The organism is Pseudomonas sp. GL-B-12 (assembly GCF_019955895.1).
Lineage (GTDB): Bacteria > Pseudomonadota > Gammaproteobacteria > Pseudomonadales > Pseudomonadaceae > Aquipseudomonas.
In genome coordinates, this window is record NZ_JAHBCX010000077.1 from 35,647 (window position 1) to 54,670 (window position 19,024).

The window sequence follows — 19,024 nt, forward strand, 5'->3', positions numbered from 1 at the left end:
CCTTACAATCCTCACCAAGCTCGCCAGTTTCAGGCGAGTGTTTTCTCTTCAGGAGACTCCGATGTCCGTTGAGCACGCTGCGGTACAACGCGCCGATTTCGATCAGGTAATGGTTCCCAACTATGCGCCTGCCGCATTCATTCCTGTGTGTGGCGCCGGTTCCCGCGTTTGGGACCAGTCCGGCCGCGAGCTGATCGACTTCGCCGGCGGGATCGCCGTTAACGTCTTGGGTCACGCGCATCCGGCGCTGGTCGGCGCCTTGACCGAGCAGGCGAACAAGCTGTGGCACGTGTCCAACGTGTTCACCAATGAGCCGGCCCTGCGCCTGGCCCACAAGTTGGTCGACGCCACCTTTGCCGACCGCGCCTTCTTCTGCAACTCCGGCGCCGAAGCCAACGAGGCCGCCTTCAAGCTGGCCCGTCGTGTCGGTTTCGACCGTTTCGGCAGCGAGAAGTACGAGATCATCGCCGCGCTCAACAGCTTCCACGGCCGTACCCTGTTCACCGTGAACGTCGGTGGCCAGTCGAAGTACTCCGACGGTTTCGGCCCGAAAATCACCGGCATCACCCACGTGCCGTACAACGATCTGGCTGCGCTGAAAGCCGCCATTTCCGACAAGACTTGCGCCGTGGTACTGGAACCGATCCAGGGCGAAAGCGGTGTGATCCCGGCTGAACTGGAATACCTGCAAGGTGCCCGCGAGCTCTGTACCGCGCACAACGCGCTGCTGATCTTCGACGAAGTGCAGACCGGCATGGGCCGTACCGGCCATCTGTTCGCCTACCAGCATTACGGCGTGATCCCGGACATCCTGACCAGCGCCAAGAGCCTGGGCGGTGGTTTCCCGATCGCGGCGATGCTGACCACCGAAGACCTGGCCAAGCACCTGGTCGTCGGCACCCACGGCACCACTTACGGCGGCAACCCGCTGGCGTGCGCTGTCGCGGAAGCGGTGATCGACGTGATCAACACGCCTGAGGTGCTGGCCGGTGTCAACGCCAAGCACGACAAGTTCAAGGCCCGCCTTGAGCAGATCGGCGAGAAGTACGGCCTGTTCACCAAGGTTCGTGGCATGGGCCTGTTGATCGGTTGCGTCTTGAGCGATGCCTGGAAAGGCAAGGCCAAGGACATCTTCAACGCCGCTGAGCAAGAAGGCCTGATGGTCCTGCAAGCCGGCCCGGACGTGGTGCGTTTCGCCCCGAGCCTGGTGGTGGAAGACGCCGATATCGATGCCGGTCTGGACCGCTTCGAACGTGCCGCAGCAAAACTGACGCAAGCCTGATAGACCCGTCGACGCCTGACCTTTCAGGCGTCGAACCCAATTTTTGTTCCGGGCCGGATCAAATGTGGGAGCGGGCTTGCTCGCGAAAACGGTGTATCAGTCAACATTTTTGCTGTCTGACCCAGCGCTTTCGCGAGCAAGCCCGCTCCCACAGTCTCCTGCGGAGATGGCCCGGGATTTTTTTTCTGTAAGTTCTGAGATTAAGGAGTGACACCATGCTGGTGATGCGCCCCGCGCAAATGGCTGATCTGGGCGAGGTACAGCGTCTGGCTGCGGACAGTCCGATTGGTGTCACTTCCTTGCCGGATGACGTTGAGCGCCTGAGTGACAAGATCGCCGCAAGCGAAGCCTCGTTCGCCGCCGAAGTGAGTTTCAACGGTGAGGAAAGCTATTTCTTCGTCCTCGAAGACTCCGCTACCGGCAAGCTGGTCGGTTGCTCGGCCATCGTGGCGTCGGCCGGTTACTCCGAGCCGTTCTACAGCTTCCGCAACGAAACCTTCGTGCACGCTTCCCGCGAGCTGAAGATTCACAACAAAATCCACGTGCTCTCGCAGTGCCATGACCTGACCGGCAACAGCTTGCTGACCAGTTTCTACGTGCAGCGCGAGCTGGTGGGGTCGCCGTGGTCGGAGCTCAACTCCCGTGGCCGTTTGCTGTTCGTGGCCAGCCATCCGGAGCGTTTTGCCGATTCCGTGGTGACCGAGATCGTCGGTTACAGCGATGAAAACGGCGACTCGCCTTTCTGGGATGCCATCGGTCGCAACTTCTTCGACCTCAACTACGCCGAAGCCGAGCGTCTGTGCGGGCTGAAAAGCCGTACGTTCCTCGCCGAACTGATGCCGCATTACCCGATCTACGTGCCACTGCTGCCGGACTCCGCTCAAGAAGCCATGGGCCAGGTGCATCCGCGGGCGCAGATCACCTTCGACATCCTGATGCGCGAAGGTTTCGAGACCGATCACTACATCGACATCTTCGACGGTGGCCCGACCCTGCATGCCCGTGTCTCGGGGATCCGTTCGATCGCCCAGAGCCGCGTGGTGCCGGTGAAGATCGGCGAGCCGGTCAAAGGCGTCGGTCGCCAGTATCTGGTTGCCAATGCCCAGTTGCAGGATTACCGCGCAGTGATGCTCGAGCTCGATTACGCGCCAGGCAAACCAGTGACCCTGGACCTGGAAGCGGCCGAAGCCCTGGGCGTTGGCGAGGGTGCCAGCGTGCGCCTGGTCGCGGTTTGACAGCGGCCTGGCCTGATTGCTTGTTTAGAAAGCAGCGAAGTTTCACGGGTGGCGCAAGCGGCCCGTTTGAGGAGATAGCATGATCGTTCGTCCCGTACGCAGCAGCGATTTACCCGCTCTGATCGAACTGGCCCGCAGCACCGGCACCGGCCTGACCACCTTGCCGGCCAACGAAGAGCGGCTGGCCCATCGGGTCGGCTGGGCCGAGAAGACCTTTCGCGGCGAAGCCGGGCGGGGCGATGCGGACTACCTGTTCGTGCTCGAAGATGACGACGCTCGCGTGGTGGGTATTTCCGCCATTGCCGGCGCCGTCGGCCTGCGTGAGCCCTGGTACAACTTCCGGGTCGGTCTGACGGTCAGCGCTTCGCAAGAGCTGAACATCTATCGTGAGATCCCGACGCTGTTCCTGGCCAACGACCTGACCGGCAACTCCGAGCTGTGCTCGCTGTTCCTGCACGCCGATTACCGCAGTGGCCTCAACGGCCGCATGCTGTCCAAGGCGCGGATGCTGTTCATCGCCGAGTTTCCGCAACTGTTCGGCAACAAGATCATTGCCGAAATGCGCGGGGTTTCCGACGAGGCCGGGCGCTCGCCGTTCTGGGAAAGCCTGGGCCGGCACTTCTTCAAGATGGAATTCAGCCAGGCTGATTACCTGACCGGCGTGGGCAACAAGGCGTTCATCGCCGAGCTGATGCCGAAATTCCCGCTGTACACCTGCTTCCTGTCGCCGGATGCGCGCAACGTGATCGGTCAGGTTCACCCGGACACCGAGCCGGCGCTGGCCATGCTCAAGAGCGAAGGTTTCAGCTACCAGGGCTACGTCGATATCTTCGACGCAGGCCCGGCCATCGAGTGCGAAACCGGCAAGATCCGCGCCGTGCGTGACAGCCAGGCACTGGTGCTGGCCGTCGGCACGCCGGGTGACGATGCCACGCCATTCATCATTCACAACCGCAAGCGAGAGGACTGCCGGATCACTGCTGCGCCGGCACGTCTGGCCGCCGGCACCCTGGTGGTCGATCCGCAGACCGCCAAACGTCTTCAACTCAACGCTGGCGATCAAGTGCGCGCCGTGGCGTTGTCCGCAGCTCGGGAGTCGAAATAATGAAGTCGCTTTACATCGCAGGTGAATGGCTGGCAGGTCAGGGCGAAGCCTTCGAGTCGCTGAACCCGGTGACCCAGCAGGTGCTGTGGTCCGGCGTTGGCGCCACCGCCGCTCAGGTCGAGTCGGCTGTGCAAGCGGCGCGTCAGTCGTTCCCTGGCTGGGCACGGCGTACCCTGGAAGAACGTATCTCGGTGCTGGAAGCCTTTGCCGCCGCGCTGAAAAACCATGCGGACGAACTGGCCCGCACCATCGGTGAAGAGACCGGTAAACCCCTTTGGGAAGCCGCGACCGAAGTAACCAGCATGGTCAACAAGATCGCGATCTCGGTGCAGAGCTACCGCGAGCGTACCGGCGAGAAGAGCGGCCCGCTGGGCGATGCCACCGCTGTGCTGCGCCACAAGCCCCACGGTGTGGTCGCGGTGTTTGGTCCTTACAACTTCCCGGGTCACCTGCCGAACGGCCACATCGTTCCGGCACTGCTGGCCGGTAACAGCGTGCTGTTCAAGCCAAGCGAACTGACACCGAAAGTCGCCGAGTTGACGGTCAAGTGCTGGATCGAGGCTGGCCTGCCGGCCGGCGTATTGAACCTGCTGCAAGGCGCTCGCGAAACCGGCATCGCCCTGGCGGCGAACCCAGGCATCGACGGGCTGTTCTTCACCGGTTCCAGCCGCACCGGCAATCACCTGCACCAGCAATTCGCCGGTCGTCCGGACAAGATCCTCGCGCTGGAAATGGGCGGTAACAACCCGCTGGTGGTTGATCAGGTCGCTGACCTCGATGCCGCGGTGTACACCATCATTCAGTCGGCGTTCATCTCCGCCGGCCAGCGTTGCACCTGTGCCCGTCGCTTGCTGGTGCCGCAAGGTGCCTGGGGTGACACGTTGCTGGCGCGCCTGGTGGCGGTCAGCTCGACCATTGAGGTCGGTGCTTTCGATCAGCAACCGGCGCCGTTCATGGGCTCGGTGGTTTCCCTTGGCGCGGCAAAAGCGTTGATGGATGCTCAGGAGCACCTGCTGGCCAACGGCGCTGTGGCGCTGCTGGAAATGACTCAGCCTCAGGCTCAATCGGCCTTGCTGACCCCGGGCATCCTGGACGTGAGCGCCGTTGCCGATCGTCCTGACGAAGAACTGTTCGGCCCGTTGCTGCAGGTGATCCGCTACGCTGATTTTGAAGCAGCGATCGCTGAAGCCAACGACACCGCCTACGGTCTGGCCGCCGGTCTGCTGTCGGACTCCGAAGCGCGTTACCAGCAATTCTGGCTGGAAAGCCGTGCCGGTATCGTCAACTGGAACAAGCAGCTGACCGGTGCCGCAAGCAGCGCGCCATTCGGCGGTGTCGGCGCCTCGGGCAACCACCGCGCCAGCGCCTACTACGCGGCGGATTATTGCGCGTACCCGGTGGCCTCGCTGGAAACGCCGAGCCTGGTGATGCCGTCGGCCCTTACGCCTGGCGTGAAAATGGCGTAACGCCCATTCGCGGGCAGGCTCGCTCCCACAGGGATTATGCAAAACCTGTGGGAGCGAGCCTGCTCGCGAAGGCCACGCCTCGGTCGCACTGAACAGTTAGTTACTGAAGCCTATAACAACAGATTCTCGTGGAGCCTCGCTGATGAAATCCTATGAAGTCAATTTTGACGGTCTAGTGGGGCCGACCCATAACTACGGCGGCCTGTCCTACGGCAACGTCGCGTCCCAGAGCAACAGTCAGCAGTCTTCCAACCCCAAGGAAGCGGCGCTGCAAGGCCTGGCAAAGATGAAAGCGCTGATGGAAATGGGTTTCCAGCAAGGCGTACTGGCACCGCAAGAGCGCCCGGATGTGGCCGCACTGCGTCGCCTGGGTTTTGGCGGCACCGATGCTGAAGTGATCGAGCGCGCTGCCAAAGACGCGATGCCGCTGCTGGTGGCCAGTTGCTCGGCCTCGAGCATGTGGGTGGCCAACGCCGCTACCGTCAGCCCTAGCGCCGACACGGCTGATGGCCGCGTGCATTTCACCGCCGCCAACCTCAACTGCAAATACCACCGCAGCATCGAACACCCGACCACCAGCCGCGTGCTGGGGGCGATGTTCGCTGACCAGAAACACTTCGCCCACCACGCGGCCTTGCCGGCCGTGGCGCAGTTCGGTGACGAAGGCGCGGCCAACCACACGCGTTTCTGCCGTGAATACGGCGAAGCCGGTGTCGAGTTCTTCGTGTTCGGCCGCAGCGCGTTCGACACCCGCTACCCGGCACCGCAGAAGTACCCGGCGCGCCAGACTCTCGAAGCGTCCCAGGCCGTTGCCCGTCTGCACGGTTTGAGCGATGACGGCGTGGTCTACGCCCAGCAGAACCCGTCGGTGATCGACCAGGGTGTGTTCCACAACGACGTGATTGCGGTCGGTAACGGCGAAGTGCTGTTCTATCACGAGGACGCGTTCCTCGACACCGAGAAGATGCTCGCTGAATTGCAGAGCAAACTCGCCAAAGCCGGTGGGAAATTTCAGTCAGTCTGCGTACCGCGTTCCGCAGTAAGCGTGGAAGATGCCGTTCGTTCCTACCTGTTCAATAGCCAGCTGCTGTCGCGTCCTGACGGCTCCATGCTGTTGATCGTGCCGGAAGAATGCCGTGGCAACGAGCGTGTCTGGCAATACTTGCAGGGTTTGACCAGCTCCGGCGGCCTGATCCGCGAAGTGAAAGTCTTCGATCTCAAGCAGAGCATGCAGAACGGCGGTGGCCCGGCTTGCCTGCGGTTGCGCGTCGCACTCAACGAAACCGAGCTGGCGGCCGTCAATCAAGGGGTTATCATGACGGCGCCGTTGTACGGCACACTGACCGAATGGGTCGAGAAGCACTACCGCGACCGCATGACCGAAAACGATCTGGCGGACCCGCAATTGCTGCTTGAGTGCCGGACGGCACTGGATGAACTGACGCAAATCCTTAAACTGGGCGCGGTTTATCCATTCCAGATCAATTGATCGGCGGCGCGCCGCCTTCTACGGCAGCGCGCTGCTTCATCTCAAACGAGAGCGTAAAGACATGAGCGATACCCTGCAGCTGATCCTTGAAGACACCGACGGCACGCAACTGGAGACGTCCTGCACCCGCGTCGCGGTCCTGTGGCAAGGTAAAGAGCTGTGGATCCAGCAGGACGGCCGCGGCCAACTGTTGATCGGCGTGGACGTCGAAGAAGGCGACGCCGAATACGCAAACCTGCTGTTGCGCCCATTGGCGACTAATCTGGTAAGTCTGCAACTGGAGATGGAACCCGCTGAACTCGGCGACGACGAGGATCACGTTCACGGCCCGGATTGCAACCACGACCACTAAGGAAACCGCTCTATGCTCGCCCTCGGCAAACTGCTTGAACTGACCCTCGCCGGCCGCGAACCGGCGGAGAAGACTCAACTGACTGTCGAAGGCGTGCGCATGCGCTGGTTGAGCGAAGGTGCGCTGGAAGTCCGGCCACCTGAAGCGCGTGACAATGGCCTGGACCTGCTGCTGTCGGCGGGGATCCACGGCAACGAAACAGCGCCGATCGAGTTGCTCGATCGCCTGTTGCACGACATTGCCCGCGGTGATCTGAAGCCGCGCGCACGTATTCTGTTCCTGTTCGGTAACCCCGAAGCGATTCGCAAAGGCGAGCGTTTTGTCGAGCAGGACGTCAATCGGCTGTTCAATGGCCGTCACGAACAAAGCAGCGGTTCCGAAGCCCTGCGCGCCTGTGAACTGGAGCGTTTGGCCGCCAGTTTCTTCAGCCTGCCGGATCGTCAGCGTCTGCATTACGACCTGCACACGGCGATTCGTGGTTCGAAAATCGAGCAGTTCGCCTTGTACCCGTGGAAGGAAGACCGCCAGCATTCGCGTCAGGAACTGGCGCGCCTGCGCGCCGCCGGCATGGAAGCGGTGCTGTTGCAGAACAAGCCGTCGATCGTCTTCAGCGCCTACACCTACGACAAGCTGGGTGCCGAGGCCTTTACCCTGGAGTTGGGCAAGGCGCGGCCATTCGGTCAGAACGCCGGGGTCAACGTCTCGCTGCTGGAGAAGCGCCTCAAACAGATCATCGAGGGCACCGAGCCGGAACTGACTGAAGCGGCACTGGACGGTTTGCAGCTGTACAGCGTGGCGCGGGAAATCATCAAGCACAGCGACAGCTTCCGCCTGAACCTGCCGGCGGACATCGAGAACTTTTCGGAACTGGAAGTGGGTTACCTGCTGGCGGAAGACATCGCCAACACCCGCTGGATCATCGAAGAGGAGGGCGCCCGGATCATCTTCCCGAACCCCAAGGTGAAGAACGGTTTGCGTGCCGGCATCCTGGTCGTGCCGACCACCGACGAAAACCTGGCTTAAGCCCAACACAAAACCAATGTGGGAAAACCCTGTGGGAGCGAGCTTGCTCGCTCCCACAGTTGATTTGGGTGAAGCCAGAAGCTTCACCCGGGTCACTTCAGACCGCTACCGCACGCGGCTCACTGCGACGCAGCGAACGGATCTTCAGCAACGTATCCGCACAGGTCTTCGCCGCTTCCTGGCCTTTATGCAGGAAATGCTCGAAAAAGAACTTCTGGTGTTCTTCGCCTGCATGGAAGTGGTGCGGGGTCAGGGACACCGAGAACACCGGCACTTCGGTTTCCAGTTGTACCTGCATCAAGCCGCTGACCACCGACTGGGCGACGAACTCGTGTCGGTAGATCCCGCCGTCTACCACCAGGGCTGCCGCGACGATGCCGGAATAACGACCGGTCTTGGCCAGCAACTTGGCGTGCAGGGGCATTTCAAAGGCGCCGCCGACTTCGAAGAAGTCGATGTCGGACTCCTGATAACCCTGGGCAATCATTTCGGCGACGAAGCCTTTACGGCTCTGATCGACAATGTCCTTGTGCCAACAGGCCTGGATGAACGCAACGCGCTCGCCGTGATGGTGTTTGCTTTTGCTGTCGATTGCGGTGGGTTGCATGTTCTGACTCCTGTTTGTGTGAAAAACAGGGCGTTATGAATCGAAGGGGATCTGAGGGTACGCACGCTTGCACGAATGCCGGCGGACGGCCCTTTGTTGTCAATCCCGTTCTCTCTTCATCCGGACTATGACCGTCGGCCCCGGGATCACACCGGGTCTGCTGACCTTGCTGCCAGGCACCGCCGAAGCCGTGCTGTCACCAAGCGCTCGCGGGCTATGCGCAGTGTGCGCAATTACCGCCGGTGGGGAGTTGCACCCCGCCCTGAGAACGTTTTTGCCGCCGGAATGTGTGGCGGCGCAGCGTTTTTATCACATATTTCCGGTATGCGCATGACCCCTTTTGGATGATTGTCATCGACTTTTCCGTTGGTTTAATCGGCCTTTTCCTACGCGAGGGTTGATTAATCGTCGCCATGCCCGCAGTAATTCTTTCCTGAAAGGGATTTCCCCTGCTTACCGAGGCCAGATTCATGAGCGTTATCGATCTTCGCAGCGACACCGTCACCCAACCTTGCGCCAGCATGCTCGAGGCAATGACCAAGGCCGCCACCGGCGATGACGTGTATGGCGAAGATCCGACGGTCAATCACCTGGAAGCCGAACTGGCCGGGCGCCTGGGTTTTGCCGCGGCACTGTTCGTGCCGACCGGCACCATGAGCAACCTGCTGGGGTTGATGGCTCGTTGCGAACGCGGTGACGAGTACATCGTCGGCCAGCAGGCCCACACTTATAAGTACGAAGGGGGTGGCGCGGCGGTGCTTGGCTCGATCCAGCCACAGCCGCTGGAAGTACAGGCCGATGGTTCGCTGGACCTGGCGCAGGTCGCGGCGGCGATCAAGCCGGACGACTTCCATTTCGCCCGTACGCGTTTGCTGGCGCTGGAAAACACCATGCAAGGCAAAGTCCTGCCGCTGGAATATCTGGCGCGGGCGCGCAGTTTTACCCGCGAGCATGGCTTGCAACTGCACCTGGACGGCGCACGCCTCTACAACGCGGCAGTGAAACTGGGTGTCGATGCCCGGGAAATCACCCAGTATTTCGATTCCGTCTCGGTGTGCCTGTCCAAAGGCTTGGGTGCACCGGTCGGTTCGGTGCTGTGCGGCTCGGCCGAGCTGATCGGCAAGGCCCGGCGCCTGCGCAAGATGGTCGGTGGCGGCATGCGTCAGGCCGGCATTCTGGCGGCGGCAGGCCTGTATGCACTGGATCACAACGTAGAGCGCCTGGCCGACGACCACGCGAACGCACAGTTGCTGGCCGAAGGCCTGCGCGCGGCAGGCTACGAGGTCGAGCCGGTGCAGACCAACATGGTTTACGTGCAGATGGGCGACCAGGCCGAGGCCATCAAGGCCTTTGCCGCCGAGCGCGGGATCAAGCTCAGTGCCGCCGCGCGTCTGCGCATGGTCACCCACATGGACGTCAGCCGTGCGCAAATCGAGCAAGTCGTCGCGACATTCGTCGGCTTTTCGCGCAAGTGATAGCGTTAGCGCTCCAATTGAGCGTTTCTATCGTATAAACACGCTGTACCCCGCGCGCAGGGCCGATATAATGCGGCCCTTTGCCGTCGCTTCGTCTGTTGACGTTTCGAACAGGCCTTTGGCCGCAGCCTCCGTGGAAGAACCTAATGAAAAGCGCAGAAATCCGTGAAGCCTTCCTTCGCTTCTTCGAAGAGCAAGGCCACACCCGTGTAGCCTCCAGCTCTTTGATTCCGGGCAACGACCCAACCCTGCTGTTCACTAACGCGGGGATGAACCAGTTCAAGGACTGCTTCCTGGGCCAGGAAAAGCGCGCGTACACCCGCGCCGTCAGCAGCCAGAAATGCGTGCGCGCCGGCGGCAAGCACAACGACCTGGAAAACGTCGGTTATACCGCTCGTCACCACACCTTCTTCGAAATGCTGGGTAACTTCAGCTTTGGTGATTATTTCAAGCGTGACGCGATCACCTACGCCTGGAACTTCCTGACGTCCGACAAGTGGCTGAACCTGCCGAAGGAAAAGCTCTGGGTCACCGTCTACGCCAGCGATGACGAGGCGTACGACATCTGGACCAAGGAAATCGGGGTTCCGGCCGAGCGCATGGTGCGCATCGGCGACAACAAGGGCGCGCCGTACGCCTCCGACAACTTCTGGACCATGGGCGATACCGGCCCGTGCGGTCCTTGCACCGAGATTTTCTACGATCACGGCGCCGACATCTGGGGTGGCCCACCGGGCTCGCCGGAAGAAGATGGCGACCGTTACATCGAAATCTGGAACAACGTGTTCATGCAGTTCAACCGCACCGCCGATGGCGTGTTGCACCCGCTGCCAGCGCCGTCGGTGGACACCGGCATGGGCCTGGAGCGGATCAGTGCAGTGCTGCAGCACGTTCACTCGAACTATGAAATCGACCTGTTCCAGAGCCTGCTGAGCGCTTCGGCCAAGGCCATCGGCTGCACCAATGACGCCCAGGCTTCGCTGAAAGTCGTGGCTGACCACATCCGTTCCTGCGGCTTCCTGATCGCCGACGGCGTGCTGCCGTCCAACGAAGGCCGCGGCTACGTGCTGCGCCGGATCATCCGTCGCGCCTGCCGTCACGGTAACAAGCTGGGCGCCAAGGGCAGCTTCTTCTACCAGATCGTTGCGGCCCTGGTTGCCGAGATGGGCGAAGCCTTCCCGGAACTGAAGTCCCAGCAGGCGCACATCGAACGCGTGCTGAAGGCCGAAGAAGAGCAATTCGCCAAGACCCTGGAGCAGGGCCTGAAGATCCTCGAGCAGGATCTGGCTGAACTCAAAGGCGACGTGGTGCCGGGCGACGTGGTGTTCAAACTCTACGACACCTACGGTTTCCCGATGGACCTGACCGGCGACATCGCTCGCGAGCGCAGCCTGACCATCGACGAAGCAGGTTTCGAGCGTGAGATGGAAGCCCAGCGCGTCCGTGCCCGTTCCGCCAGCTCCTTCGGCATGGACTACAACAGCCTGGTCAAGGTTGACGTGGCCACGGAGTTCACCGGCTACACCGATACCCGTGGTTTGGCAAAAATCGTTGCGCTGTATAAAGATGGCCAGTCGGTCGACGTATTGAGCGAAGGCGATGAGGGCGTGATCGTTCTCGACAAGACGCCGTTCTACGCCGAGTCCGGTGGCCAGGTCGGTGATTGCGGTTACCTGCAGGCGGGCAGCGCGCGTTTCGACGTGCGTGACACCACCAAGACCGGCGGTGCATTCCTGCACCACGGTATCCTGGATTCGGGTAGCCTGATCGTCGGTACGCCGGTCGAGACCCACGTTGATGCCGAGGTGCGTCACGCCACGTCGTTGAACCACTCCGCGACTCACTTGCTGCACGCTGCATTGCGCCAGGTGCTGGGCGATCACGTTCAGCAGAAAGGCTCATTGGTCGACAGTCAGCGCCTGCGTTTTGACTTCAGTCACTTCGAAGCCATCAAGCCTGAACAACTGAAAGCGCTGGAAGACATCGTCAACGCCGAGATTCGCAAGAACTCCGAAGTTGAAACCGAAGAAACCGATATCGAAACCGCCAAGCAGAAAGGCGCCATGGCGCTGTTCGGCGAGAAATACGGCGACAACGTGCGTGTACTGAGCATGGGCGATTTCTCCGTCGAGTTGTGCGGCGGTATCCACGCCAACCGTACCGGCGACATCGGCCTGCTGAAAATCATCAGCGAAGGCGGTGTGGCATCGGGTGTGCGTCGTATCGAAGCCGTCACCGGTGCGCAAGCGCTGGCCTACTTGAACGCGGCGGAAGAACAACTCAAGGAAGCGGCCAGCCTGGTCAAGGGCAGCCGCGACAACCTGATCGACAAGCTGTCGGCTGTGCTGGAGCGCAACCGTCTGCTGGAGAAGCAACTCGAGCAGTTGCAAGCCAAGGCTGCCAGTGCCGCGGGCGACGATCTGTCGGCCCAGGCGCTGGATGTCAAGGACGTGAAAGTGCTGGCCGTGCGTCTGGACGGTCAGGATGGCAAGGCGCTGCTGGCGCTGGTCGATCAACTGAAAAACAAACTCGGCCGCGCAGTGATCCTGCTCGGCAGTGTCCATGAGGAAAAGGTCGTTCTGGTTGCAGGCGTAACCAAAGACCTGACTGGCCAACTCAAAGCCGGTGATTTGATGAAGCAAGCCGCTGCGGCAGTGGGCGGGAAGGGTGGTGGTCGTCCAGACATGGCGCAAGGCGGCGGTACCGACGCTGGCGCACTGGATGCGGCACTGGCCCTGACCGTTCCGTTTGTAGAGCAGGGTCTATAAGGCAGTACTTGCGGCCCGCAGTCTAGTGGTGGGCCGCAACGCTGTTTGAGTGATTATTTGGGCGCCCTTCATGGGCAGAGGCGGCTTTGAAATGGCTTTGATCGTACAGAAATTTGGAGGCACCTCGGTCGGCACTGTCGAGAGAATCGAGCAGGTCGCCGACAAGGTTAAGAAATTCCGCGATGCCGGCGATGACCTGGTGGTTGTGCTGTCTGCAATGAGCGGCGAGACCAACCGTCTGATCGATCTGGCCAAGCAAATCAGTGGCGACGGCCAACCGGTTCCGCGCGAGCTGGACGTGATCGTTTCCACCGGTGAGCAGGTGACGATTGCCCTGTTGGCCATGGCGCTGATCAAGCGCGGCGTGCCGGCGGTGTCGTACACCGGCAACCAGGTGCGGATTCTGACGGATAGCGCGCACAATAAAGCGCGTATCTTGCAGATTGATGACCAGAAGATTCGCGGTGACCTGAAGGCAGGTCGTGTGGTGGTTGTCGCCGGTTTCCAGGGCGTCGACGAGCACGGCAACATCACCACCCTCGGTCGTGGCGGTTCCGACACCACCGGCGTGGCGCTGGCGGCAGCCCTGAAGGCTGACGAATGCCAGATCTACACCGACGTCGACGGTGTCTACACCACCGACCCGCGTGTGGTGTCCGTGGCTCAGCGCCTGGACAAGATCACCTTCGAAGAGATGCTGGAAATGGCCAGCCTCGGTTCCAAGGTGCTGCAGATCCGCGCGGTCGAGTTCGCCGGCAAGTACAACGTTCCGCTGCGCGTACTGCACAGCTTCAAGGAGGGTCCGGGCACCCTCATTACTATTGATGAAGAGGAAACCATGGAACAGCCGATCATTTCCGGTATCGCTTTCAACCGCGATGAAGCCAAGCTGACCATCCGTGGCGTGCCAGACATCCCGGGCGTTGCCTTCAAGATTCTCGGCCCGATCAGTGCCGCGAACATCGAAGTCGACATGATCGTGCAGAACGTCGCGCACGATAACACCACCGACTTCACCTTCACCGTGCACCGTAACGACTACCAGGCGGCGCAAGCCGTACTGGAAAAAACCGCTGGCGAGCTGGGTGCCCGTGAAGTCGTGGGCGACACCAAGATCGCCAAGGTGTCGATCGTCGGCGTTGGCATGCGTTCTCACGCAGGCGTGGCCAGCCGCATGTTCGAATCCCTGGCCAAGGAAAGCATCAACATCCAGATGATCTCGACGTCGGAAATCAAAGTCTCCGTAGTGATCGAAGAGAAGTACCTGGAACTGGCTGTGCGCGCTCTGCACACGGCTTTCGAACTGGACGCACCGGCCCGCCAGGGCGAGTGATGCGTTTGCCAAAAGGCGCGGTCTGACCGCGCCTTTTGTTTTTTTGAATGGCGTGACCCCCGAGGCTGTTCTTTTGCTCGCGCTAGTCAATACTCAGGCATGTAGGGCTGCGACCGCTCCGGTTGTGGGTCGAGTGCCTTTTTTTTGCAGACTGTTGTCCCTGAAATGTAATGCGTGAGGAGAAAGGTATGCTGATTCTGACTCGTCGGTGTGCAGAAAGCCTGATTATCGGTGATGGCGAAATCACCGTGACCGTGCTCGGCGTCAAAGGAAATCAAGTGCGCATCGGTGTTAATGCCCCCAAAGAGGTGGCTGTTCACCGGGAAGAAATTTACCTGCGTATCAAGAAAGAGAAGGACGAAGAACCAAGCCATTAATTTTTATCGTTTTTTATGTTTGCAAACGGGGAAGAAGCTGGTTAATATACGCCCCGTGTTGCGGAGAGCTGGCCGAGTGGCCGAAGGCGCTCCCCTGCTAAGGGAGTACACCTCAAAAGGGTGTCGGGGGTTCGAATCCCCCGTTCTCCGCCATTATTTGCGTAGTACGTTGTAATCTGGCTTCTTCGGTAAGTTGTTGAAATTACTAGAAAAAGTGCTTGACATAGAGATTAGACGGCCTATAATGCGCGGCAACAAATGCACTCGTAGCTCAGCTGGATAGAGTACTCGGCTACGAACCGAGCGGTCACAGGTTCGAATCCTGTCGAGTGCACCATTTAAGAGTTGGTTGCAGTAATGCAAGTAACTTGGCTTCAGCCAGTTGTGGTCTGGTCTAAAAACACAAAATGCACTCGTAGCTCAGCTGGATAGAGTACTCGGCTACGAACCGAGCGGTCACAGGTTCGAATCCTGTCGAGTGCACCATACAACAGAAAGCCCGCATCTAATGCGGGCTTTTTGCCGTCCGGGATTTGGCTTTTCCTTTCGTGCATCCCCTCTCGTCGAACTCCACCTGTGCGCTGCGACCTCGCAGGGTGTCGTAGCGGTAGCTCGTGGCTGAATTGCGAATACTGATCCTGTCCGGCTTGCCGAGGGCGCTTTCGACGTCTTGCTGGCTCATGCCGGCGACCACTCGCTGATTGATGATCGCCTCCCGGCGCTGCCTGGCACTGATCAGGTTTGCGCACTTGTCCTGCGCCTGATCGACCACGGTCGGCTCTTTCCTTTGGATTTTCATTCCTGATGTTTCACGGGGTTCGGCTGGCGGCATAAGCGCCATCGTGCTGCCGGGTGTAAAGGCACGGACGTCCTGAAGTGAAACGCTTTCTCCCGCGGCACAACTCAGTGTAGTGAAGGTAATGCGCCCATTGGCCGCCTCGCAGCGCTGAACGGTGGTGGCGAGCGCCAGGGGCGGGGGGCTGAGCAGGCCGAGCAGTAAAAGGAATTGTGCAACTGATGGCATCAGGCGTCCTCCATGACGTTCCTTTTCAAGGGTAGCGGCTACAATTTTCGAAGGGTGGTGTGTTTTCTTTTCAGAATACGTCGTCGCATTTTTGTGGATCAGGACGATGCTCAAGTTTGTTGTGCAAGCGCTTGTTTCAGCCAAGATTTTTTAACGTTTAAAACCGTCAGGCGGTGTATCATTGCGCCCGTCAGCCCCGCCGGGGCTTGTGGAATACCTCCATGGACTTACCCAGTAGTTACTCGGTACCCCGTTTCACCAATCATGAATTGACTGATTGATCCTTCCGGCGTGCCCCGCTGCTGGGAGTGGAGTTCGCCTATGTCCGATGTTGAAGTAAAGAAAACGCAGGAAAGCTTGCAGGATCGCCTGGCTCAGGTGGTTGAGTTGCTGCAGCGCCAGCGAGTGGTAGAAGACCTGACTCACCGCCAGGAAGGCCCGCATCATGACCGGGTCGAGAACCTGGTCCACCGGCAGAACCTTGTCGAGTTGCAACGCAAACTCGATGACCTGCACTCCGCCGACGTCGCCTACATCCTTGAAGCCTTGCCGCTGGACGATCGTCTGACGCTCTGGCAACTGGTCAAGGCCGATCGCGACGGCGACATCCTTCTTGAAGTATCCGATTCGGTTCGTGAATCGCTGATCGCCGACATGGACGATCACGAGCTCCTGGCAGCCGCCAAGGACATGGATGCCGACGAACTCGCTGACCTGGCCTCCGAGCTGCCGCGAGACGTCGTCCATGAGCTCATGGAGACCCTCGACCAGCAACAACGCGAGCGTGTGCGTTCGGCACTGTCCTACGACGAGGAACAGGTCGGTGCGTTGATGGACTTCGAGATGGTGACCATCCGCGAGGATGTCAGCCTTGAAGTGGTCTTGCGTTATCTGCGCCGTCTCAAGGAGTTGCCGGGCCATACCGACAAACTGTTCGTGGTCGATTACGACGGCGTCCTCAAGGGCGTGTTGCCGATCAAGCGCTTGCTGGTCAACGATCCGGATAAACAGGTTTCCGAGGTGATGGCCAGCGATCCGGTGAGTTTCCACCCGGACGAAGACGCCTACGATGCGGCCCAGGCGTTCGAACGTTACGACTTGATCTCCGCGCCCGTGGTCGACAAGAACGGCAAGCTGATCGGCCGTCTGACCATCGATGAAATGGTCGACCTGATCCGTGAAGAGAGCGAAAGCGAAGTTCTCAACATGGCGGGTCTGCGTGAAGAGGAAGACATTTTTGCGTCGGTCTGGAAATCCCTGCGTAACCGTTGGGCCTGGCTGGCGATCAACCTGATCACCGCGTTCGTGGCTTCTCGGGTCATCGGTTTGTTTGAAGGTTCGATCGAGAAGCTCGTGGCGCTTGCGGCGTTGATGCCGATCGTGGCGGGGATCGGCGGTAACTCGGGTAACCAGACCATCACCATGATTGTTCGGGCCATGGCGCTGGACCAGGTGAGTACCGGCAATACCTCGCGCCTGATGCGCAAGGAATTGGCGGTAGCGCTGATCAACGGCGTGATCTGGGGCGGGGTGATCGGTGTGGTTGCCTACCTGCTCTATGGCAGTTGGTCATTGGGCGTGGTGATGACCGCCGCGATGACGCTCAACCTGTTGCTGGCGGCGTTGATGGGGGTTTTGATCCCGATGACCCTGGCGAAGATGGGGCGCGATCCGGCAATGGGGGCCAGTGTGATGATCACGGCCATGACCGACAGCGGCGGCTTTTTCATCTTCCTGGGGCTGGCGACAATCTTCCTGCTCTAAAGTCCGTTTCACTAAAACCCGCCGTCCGGCGGGTTTTTTGTGCCCGGATTTCAGGCAAAAAAAAGCCAGCGATCAGGCTGGCTTGAACTTTCTGGCTGAATCAGGACGCGTCGGCGGTCGTCATTTCAGCGTCATGAGCGATCAGTGAAACCAGGGCGTTCTGCTGTCGATGGGAGAGTTGGCGGAAGCGCTGCAGCAGTTCCCGTTCGTGCAAGGAAAGCTCCGGGCTGTCCAGGCGCATGCTCAGTTCTTCTCCCAGTGCGCCTTCCTGAATAAGACTTTGCTCAAGGCGCGCAATAATTTCGGAGTTCATGCTGCGATGATGATTGCGAGCCACCTCGGCAATGCGTTCACGCATTCCGTCTGGCAGACGTACGACGAACTTGTCAGCCGTACGGCTGGAATAAATTGCCTGTTTCAATGGGCGCATATATTTAACCGGTTAGTTCAGGGGAGCGGTTTTCGGGATTGGCCGCAGGATGTCTGATAGGACAAGCGCTCTGACCAAATGTTCAACCTGAATTGATAGGCGCGCATCATGCCTCAAACAAGCCAGATCCTTGGCGTCAATTCTGTGACAAATATTGAACTGTATAAAGGCTTTCTGCCAGCACCAATTATCAGAAATGCTGACTGGTTTGAAAAGTTCGACCGGGCCGTATCGCTTAGCGCTTTCTCCAACCCACGAAAGGCTTCTGACAGGCAGCAAAAGCGGACTCGATCCCTGTTCCTTGTCTTTTACAGAATAGTGGCAAATGGCCGATTTACTAGGGGAAGTCGTATGGATGGGGTGAATTCAGGATGGATGGCAGGCCCTTGCGCCGGGTCTGCCATACCCGGATTAACGTAGGACCGGATCAAATTTGATCTTGCGTCCGGCAATCAGTGCGAGCACGAACAGGGCGCTGAATACACCACAGGCGATCAGGGGGAGGGTGACGACCATGTCCTGGGTCAATGACAGATGAAAAATGCCGCTCAACAAGGCGAGGATGAAGAAACTCGCGGCTGATCTGGACATGCTGTGCTCCTGGAGGGGTTCATTCAAAATACCAAGCTTCGGCAGACGGAGCCGGTACCAGGATGTTTTCCTGGCTGACAAAGCCGTGCTGGTCGCCCATAACTGCCAAATGCGGGGCTTTCTGCAGTTGAAGGTAATGTGGCATTCGCTGGGCAACCTGCGCAGCACCGCTCTCGGGGGTAAAATGAAAACCCGGCAAAACCGTCAGAGCGATTGCACTCGAGAGTAAAAGGGCGATGTTCATGGGGCGGGCCTCAATTGTTCTGTAAGAACAGGAGAAGCCGCTCGCATGCCAGAGTCTATCGGCAATTAAATTCTTTAAAAACAACGAATTAAGTTATTTTTGGTAAAGCGCCATATTGCATTTTGCAATGCTGGCTTTTTGTAATGGCGCAATTTGCAGGGTAAACAAGTCCGCGCCCGGCCGAGGCGTCTGCCTACACTTAAAAAGCCTACGGACGACATGACAAAAGCCAGCCCGGCCGTTAACATGCACGCCGTCCATCGCATCGCGTTTCGTCGCGGTCAACGTGTGTCTCAGTAGCTCAATTGGATAGAGCATCCCCCTCCTAAGGGGAAGGTTGGCAGTTCGAACCTGCCCTGGGACACCATATTTTGCAGCTCCCCCGCCTGTTTCAACGCTTCATTTTCACGACTTGTAGATAACGTTCGAAAAGCCCGGATGCCGGGGATTTATCGAAGC

Annotated in this window: 17 protein-coding genes, 4 tRNA genes and 1 riboswitch; of the genes, 16 read left to right on the forward strand and 5 right to left on the reverse strand. The window is 59.6% G+C overall.

From position 1 onward, the window contains the following. The first annotated feature begins 61 nt into the window (after positions 1–61). The 7 genes from KGA85_RS28705 (at position 62) to astE (ending at position 7,952) form a co-directional block, all read left to right on the forward strand. Positions 62–1,282, forward strand: coding sequence for an aspartate aminotransferase family protein (locus KGA85_RS28705; protein WP_223543569.1), 1,221 nt, complete (start codon positions 62–64; stop codon positions 1,280–1,282). 215 nt (positions 1,283–1,497) lie between these two features. Next, on the forward strand, positions 1,498–2,517 hold the full coding sequence (gene aruF, locus KGA85_RS28710) for an arginine/ornithine succinyltransferase subunit alpha (protein WP_046042322.1): 1,020 nt from the start codon (positions 1,498–1,500) through the stop codon (positions 2,515–2,517). A gap of 79 nt (positions 2,518–2,596) precedes the next feature. Next, positions 2,597–3,622, forward strand: a complete 1,026-nt coding sequence (gene astA / locus KGA85_RS28715; RefSeq protein ID WP_223455788.1) for an arginine N-succinyltransferase — start codon at positions 2,597–2,599, stop codon at positions 3,620–3,622. After that, the gene (astD, locus tag KGA85_RS28720; RefSeq protein ID WP_223455795.1) at positions 3,619–5,088 is read left to right on the forward strand and encodes a succinylglutamate-semialdehyde dehydrogenase; all 1,470 of its coding nucleotides are present in this window, start codon (positions 3,619–3,621) and stop codon (positions 5,086–5,088) included. Before astA ends, astD begins: the two co-directional genes overlap by 4 nt. 142 nt (positions 5,089–5,230) lie before the next feature. Next, complete coding sequence (gene astB, locus KGA85_RS28725; RefSeq protein ID WP_223543570.1) at positions 5,231–6,577, forward strand: N-succinylarginine dihydrolase; 1,347 nt, start codon at positions 5,231–5,233, stop codon at positions 6,575–6,577. A 61-nt stretch (positions 6,578–6,638) separates the two neighbouring features. Further along, a complete protein-coding gene (locus KGA85_RS28730) occupies positions 6,639–6,929 on the forward strand; it encodes a hypothetical protein (RefSeq protein WP_046042326.1) in 291 nt (96 codons plus the stop codon). A gap of 12 nt (positions 6,930–6,941) precedes the next feature. Beyond that, positions 6,942–7,952 carry a succinylglutamate desuccinylase gene (astE, locus tag KGA85_RS28735; RefSeq protein ID WP_223534284.1) on the forward strand — a complete coding sequence of 337 codons (1,011 nt, stop codon included), beginning with the start codon at positions 6,942–6,944 and terminating at the stop codon, positions 7,950–7,952. Positions 7,953–8,049: 97 nt separating this feature from the next. Here astE and KGA85_RS28740 read toward each other — a convergent pair whose 3' ends face one another. Then, entirely contained in the window at positions 8,050–8,559 is a 510-nt protein-coding gene (locus KGA85_RS28740; RefSeq protein WP_046042328.1) for a 6,7-dimethyl-8-ribityllumazine synthase, read from the reverse strand. A gap of 103 nt (positions 8,560–8,662) precedes the next feature. Beyond that, a riboswitch (FMN riboswitch) is annotated at positions 8,663–8,833 on the reverse strand. A gap of 196 nt (positions 8,834–9,029) precedes the next feature. On the opposite strand from KGA85_RS28740, the gene ltaE reads away from it, so the two are divergent. The 7 genes from ltaE to KGA85_RS28775 all read left to right on the forward strand — a co-directional run bounded on the left by ltaE (position 9,030) and on the right by KGA85_RS28775 (position 14,998). After that, the gene (ltaE, locus tag KGA85_RS28745) at positions 9,030–10,034 is read left to right on the forward strand and encodes a low-specificity L-threonine aldolase (RefSeq protein WP_223455791.1); all 1,005 of its coding nucleotides are present in this window, start codon (positions 9,030–9,032) and stop codon (positions 10,032–10,034) included. A gap of 146 nt (positions 10,035–10,180) precedes the next feature. After that, a complete protein-coding gene (alaS, locus tag KGA85_RS28750) occupies positions 10,181–12,802 on the forward strand; it encodes an alanine--tRNA ligase (protein ID WP_223455792.1) in 2,622 nt (873 codons plus the stop codon). Between the two features lie 91 nt (positions 12,803–12,893). Then, complete coding sequence (locus KGA85_RS28755; RefSeq protein WP_007971040.1) at positions 12,894–14,135, forward strand: aspartate kinase; 1,242 nt, start codon at positions 12,894–12,896, stop codon at positions 14,133–14,135. A gap of 188 nt (positions 14,136–14,323) precedes the next feature. Further along, positions 14,324–14,512, forward strand: coding sequence for a carbon storage regulator CsrA (gene csrA, locus KGA85_RS28760; protein WP_002554426.1), 189 nt, complete (start codon positions 14,324–14,326; stop codon positions 14,510–14,512). 62 nt (positions 14,513–14,574) lie between these two features. Next, positions 14,575–14,665: transfer RNA gene (locus KGA85_RS28765), tRNA-Ser, on the forward strand. A gap of 107 nt (positions 14,666–14,772) precedes the next feature. After that, positions 14,773–14,849: transfer RNA gene (locus KGA85_RS28770), tRNA-Arg, on the forward strand. Between the two features lie 72 nt (positions 14,850–14,921). After that, a tRNA-Arg gene (locus tag KGA85_RS28775) sits at positions 14,922–14,998 on the forward strand. 19 nt (positions 14,999–15,017) lie between these two features. On the opposite strand, the gene KGA85_RS28780 is transcribed toward KGA85_RS28775, so the two are convergent. Then, positions 15,018–15,536: a cell envelope protein SmpA gene (locus KGA85_RS28780; protein ID WP_223455796.1), complete on the reverse strand. Its 519-nt coding sequence runs from the start codon at positions 15,534–15,536 to the stop codon at positions 15,018–15,020. Between the two features lie 321 nt (positions 15,537–15,857). On the opposite strand from KGA85_RS28780, the gene mgtE reads away from it, so the two are divergent. Then, on the forward strand, positions 15,858–17,300 hold the full coding sequence (gene mgtE / locus KGA85_RS28785; protein ID WP_103397747.1) for a magnesium transporter: 1,443 nt from the start codon (positions 15,858–15,860) through the stop codon (positions 17,298–17,300). 100 nt (positions 17,301–17,400) lie between these two features. Here mgtE and KGA85_RS28790 read toward each other — a convergent pair whose 3' ends face one another. From KGA85_RS28790 to KGA85_RS28800, 3 genes are all read right to left on the reverse strand, one after another. Further along, complete coding sequence (locus tag KGA85_RS28790) at positions 17,401–17,730, reverse strand: Arc family DNA-binding protein (protein WP_223455793.1); 330 nt, start codon at positions 17,728–17,730, stop codon at positions 17,401–17,403. 411 nt (positions 17,731–18,141) lie between these two features. Beyond that, positions 18,142–18,321, reverse strand: a complete 180-nt coding sequence (locus tag KGA85_RS28795) for a PA3371 family protein (RefSeq protein ID WP_095944573.1) — start codon at positions 18,319–18,321, stop codon at positions 18,142–18,144. Between the two features lie 19 nt (positions 18,322–18,340). Beyond that, positions 18,341–18,565, reverse strand: a complete 225-nt coding sequence (locus KGA85_RS28800; protein ID WP_223455794.1) for a hypothetical protein — start codon at positions 18,563–18,565, stop codon at positions 18,341–18,343. 290 nt (positions 18,566–18,855) lie between these two features. Here KGA85_RS28800 and KGA85_RS28805 point away from each other — a divergent pair. After that, positions 18,856–18,932: transfer RNA gene (locus KGA85_RS28805), tRNA-Arg, on the forward strand. Positions 18,933–19,024 lie beyond the last annotated feature (92 nt).

Coding starts and splice junctions, on each gene's coding strand:
- KGA85_RS28705 (WP_223543569.1), top strand. CDS start 62: ATGTCCGTTGAGCACGCTGCGGTACAACGCGCCGATTTCGATCAGGTA.
- aruF (WP_046042322.1), top strand. CDS start 1,498: ATGCTGGTGATGCGCCCCGCGCAAATGGCTGATCTGGGCGAGGTACAG.
- astA (WP_223455788.1), top strand. CDS start 2,597: ATGATCGTTCGTCCCGTACGCAGCAGCGATTTACCCGCTCTGATCGAA.
- astB (WP_223543570.1), top strand. CDS start 5,231: ATGAAATCCTATGAAGTCAATTTTGACGGTCTAGTGGGGCCGACCCAT.
- KGA85_RS28730 (WP_046042326.1), top strand. CDS start 6,639: ATGAGCGATACCCTGCAGCTGATCCTTGAAGACACCGACGGCACGCAA.
- astE (WP_223534284.1), top strand. CDS start 6,942: ATGCTCGCCCTCGGCAAACTGCTTGAACTGACCCTCGCCGGCCGCGAA.
- KGA85_RS28740 (WP_046042328.1), bottom strand. CDS start 8,559: ATGCAACCCACCGCAATCGACAGCAAAAGCAAACACCATCACGGCGAG.
- ltaE (WP_223455791.1), top strand. CDS start 9,030: ATGAGCGTTATCGATCTTCGCAGCGACACCGTCACCCAACCTTGCGCC.
- alaS (WP_223455792.1), top strand. CDS start 10,181: ATGAAAAGCGCAGAAATCCGTGAAGCCTTCCTTCGCTTCTTCGAAGAG.
- KGA85_RS28755 (WP_007971040.1), top strand. CDS start 12,894: ATGGCTTTGATCGTACAGAAATTTGGAGGCACCTCGGTCGGCACTGTC.
- csrA (WP_002554426.1), top strand. CDS start 14,324: ATGCTGATTCTGACTCGTCGGTGTGCAGAAAGCCTGATTATCGGTGAT.
- KGA85_RS28780 (WP_223455796.1), bottom strand. CDS start 15,536: ATGCCATCAGTTGCACAATTCCTTTTACTGCTCGGCCTGCTCAGCCCC.
- mgtE (WP_103397747.1), top strand. CDS start 15,858: ATGTCCGATGTTGAAGTAAAGAAAACGCAGGAAAGCTTGCAGGATCGC.
- KGA85_RS28790 (WP_223455793.1), bottom strand. CDS start 17,730: ATGCGCCCATTGAAACAGGCAATTTATTCCAGCCGTACGGCTGACAAG.
- KGA85_RS28795 (WP_095944573.1), bottom strand. CDS start 18,321: ATGTCCAGATCAGCCGCGAGTTTCTTCATCCTCGCCTTGTTGAGCGGC.
- KGA85_RS28800 (WP_223455794.1), bottom strand. CDS start 18,565: ATGAACATCGCCCTTTTACTCTCGAGTGCAATCGCTCTGACGGTTTTG.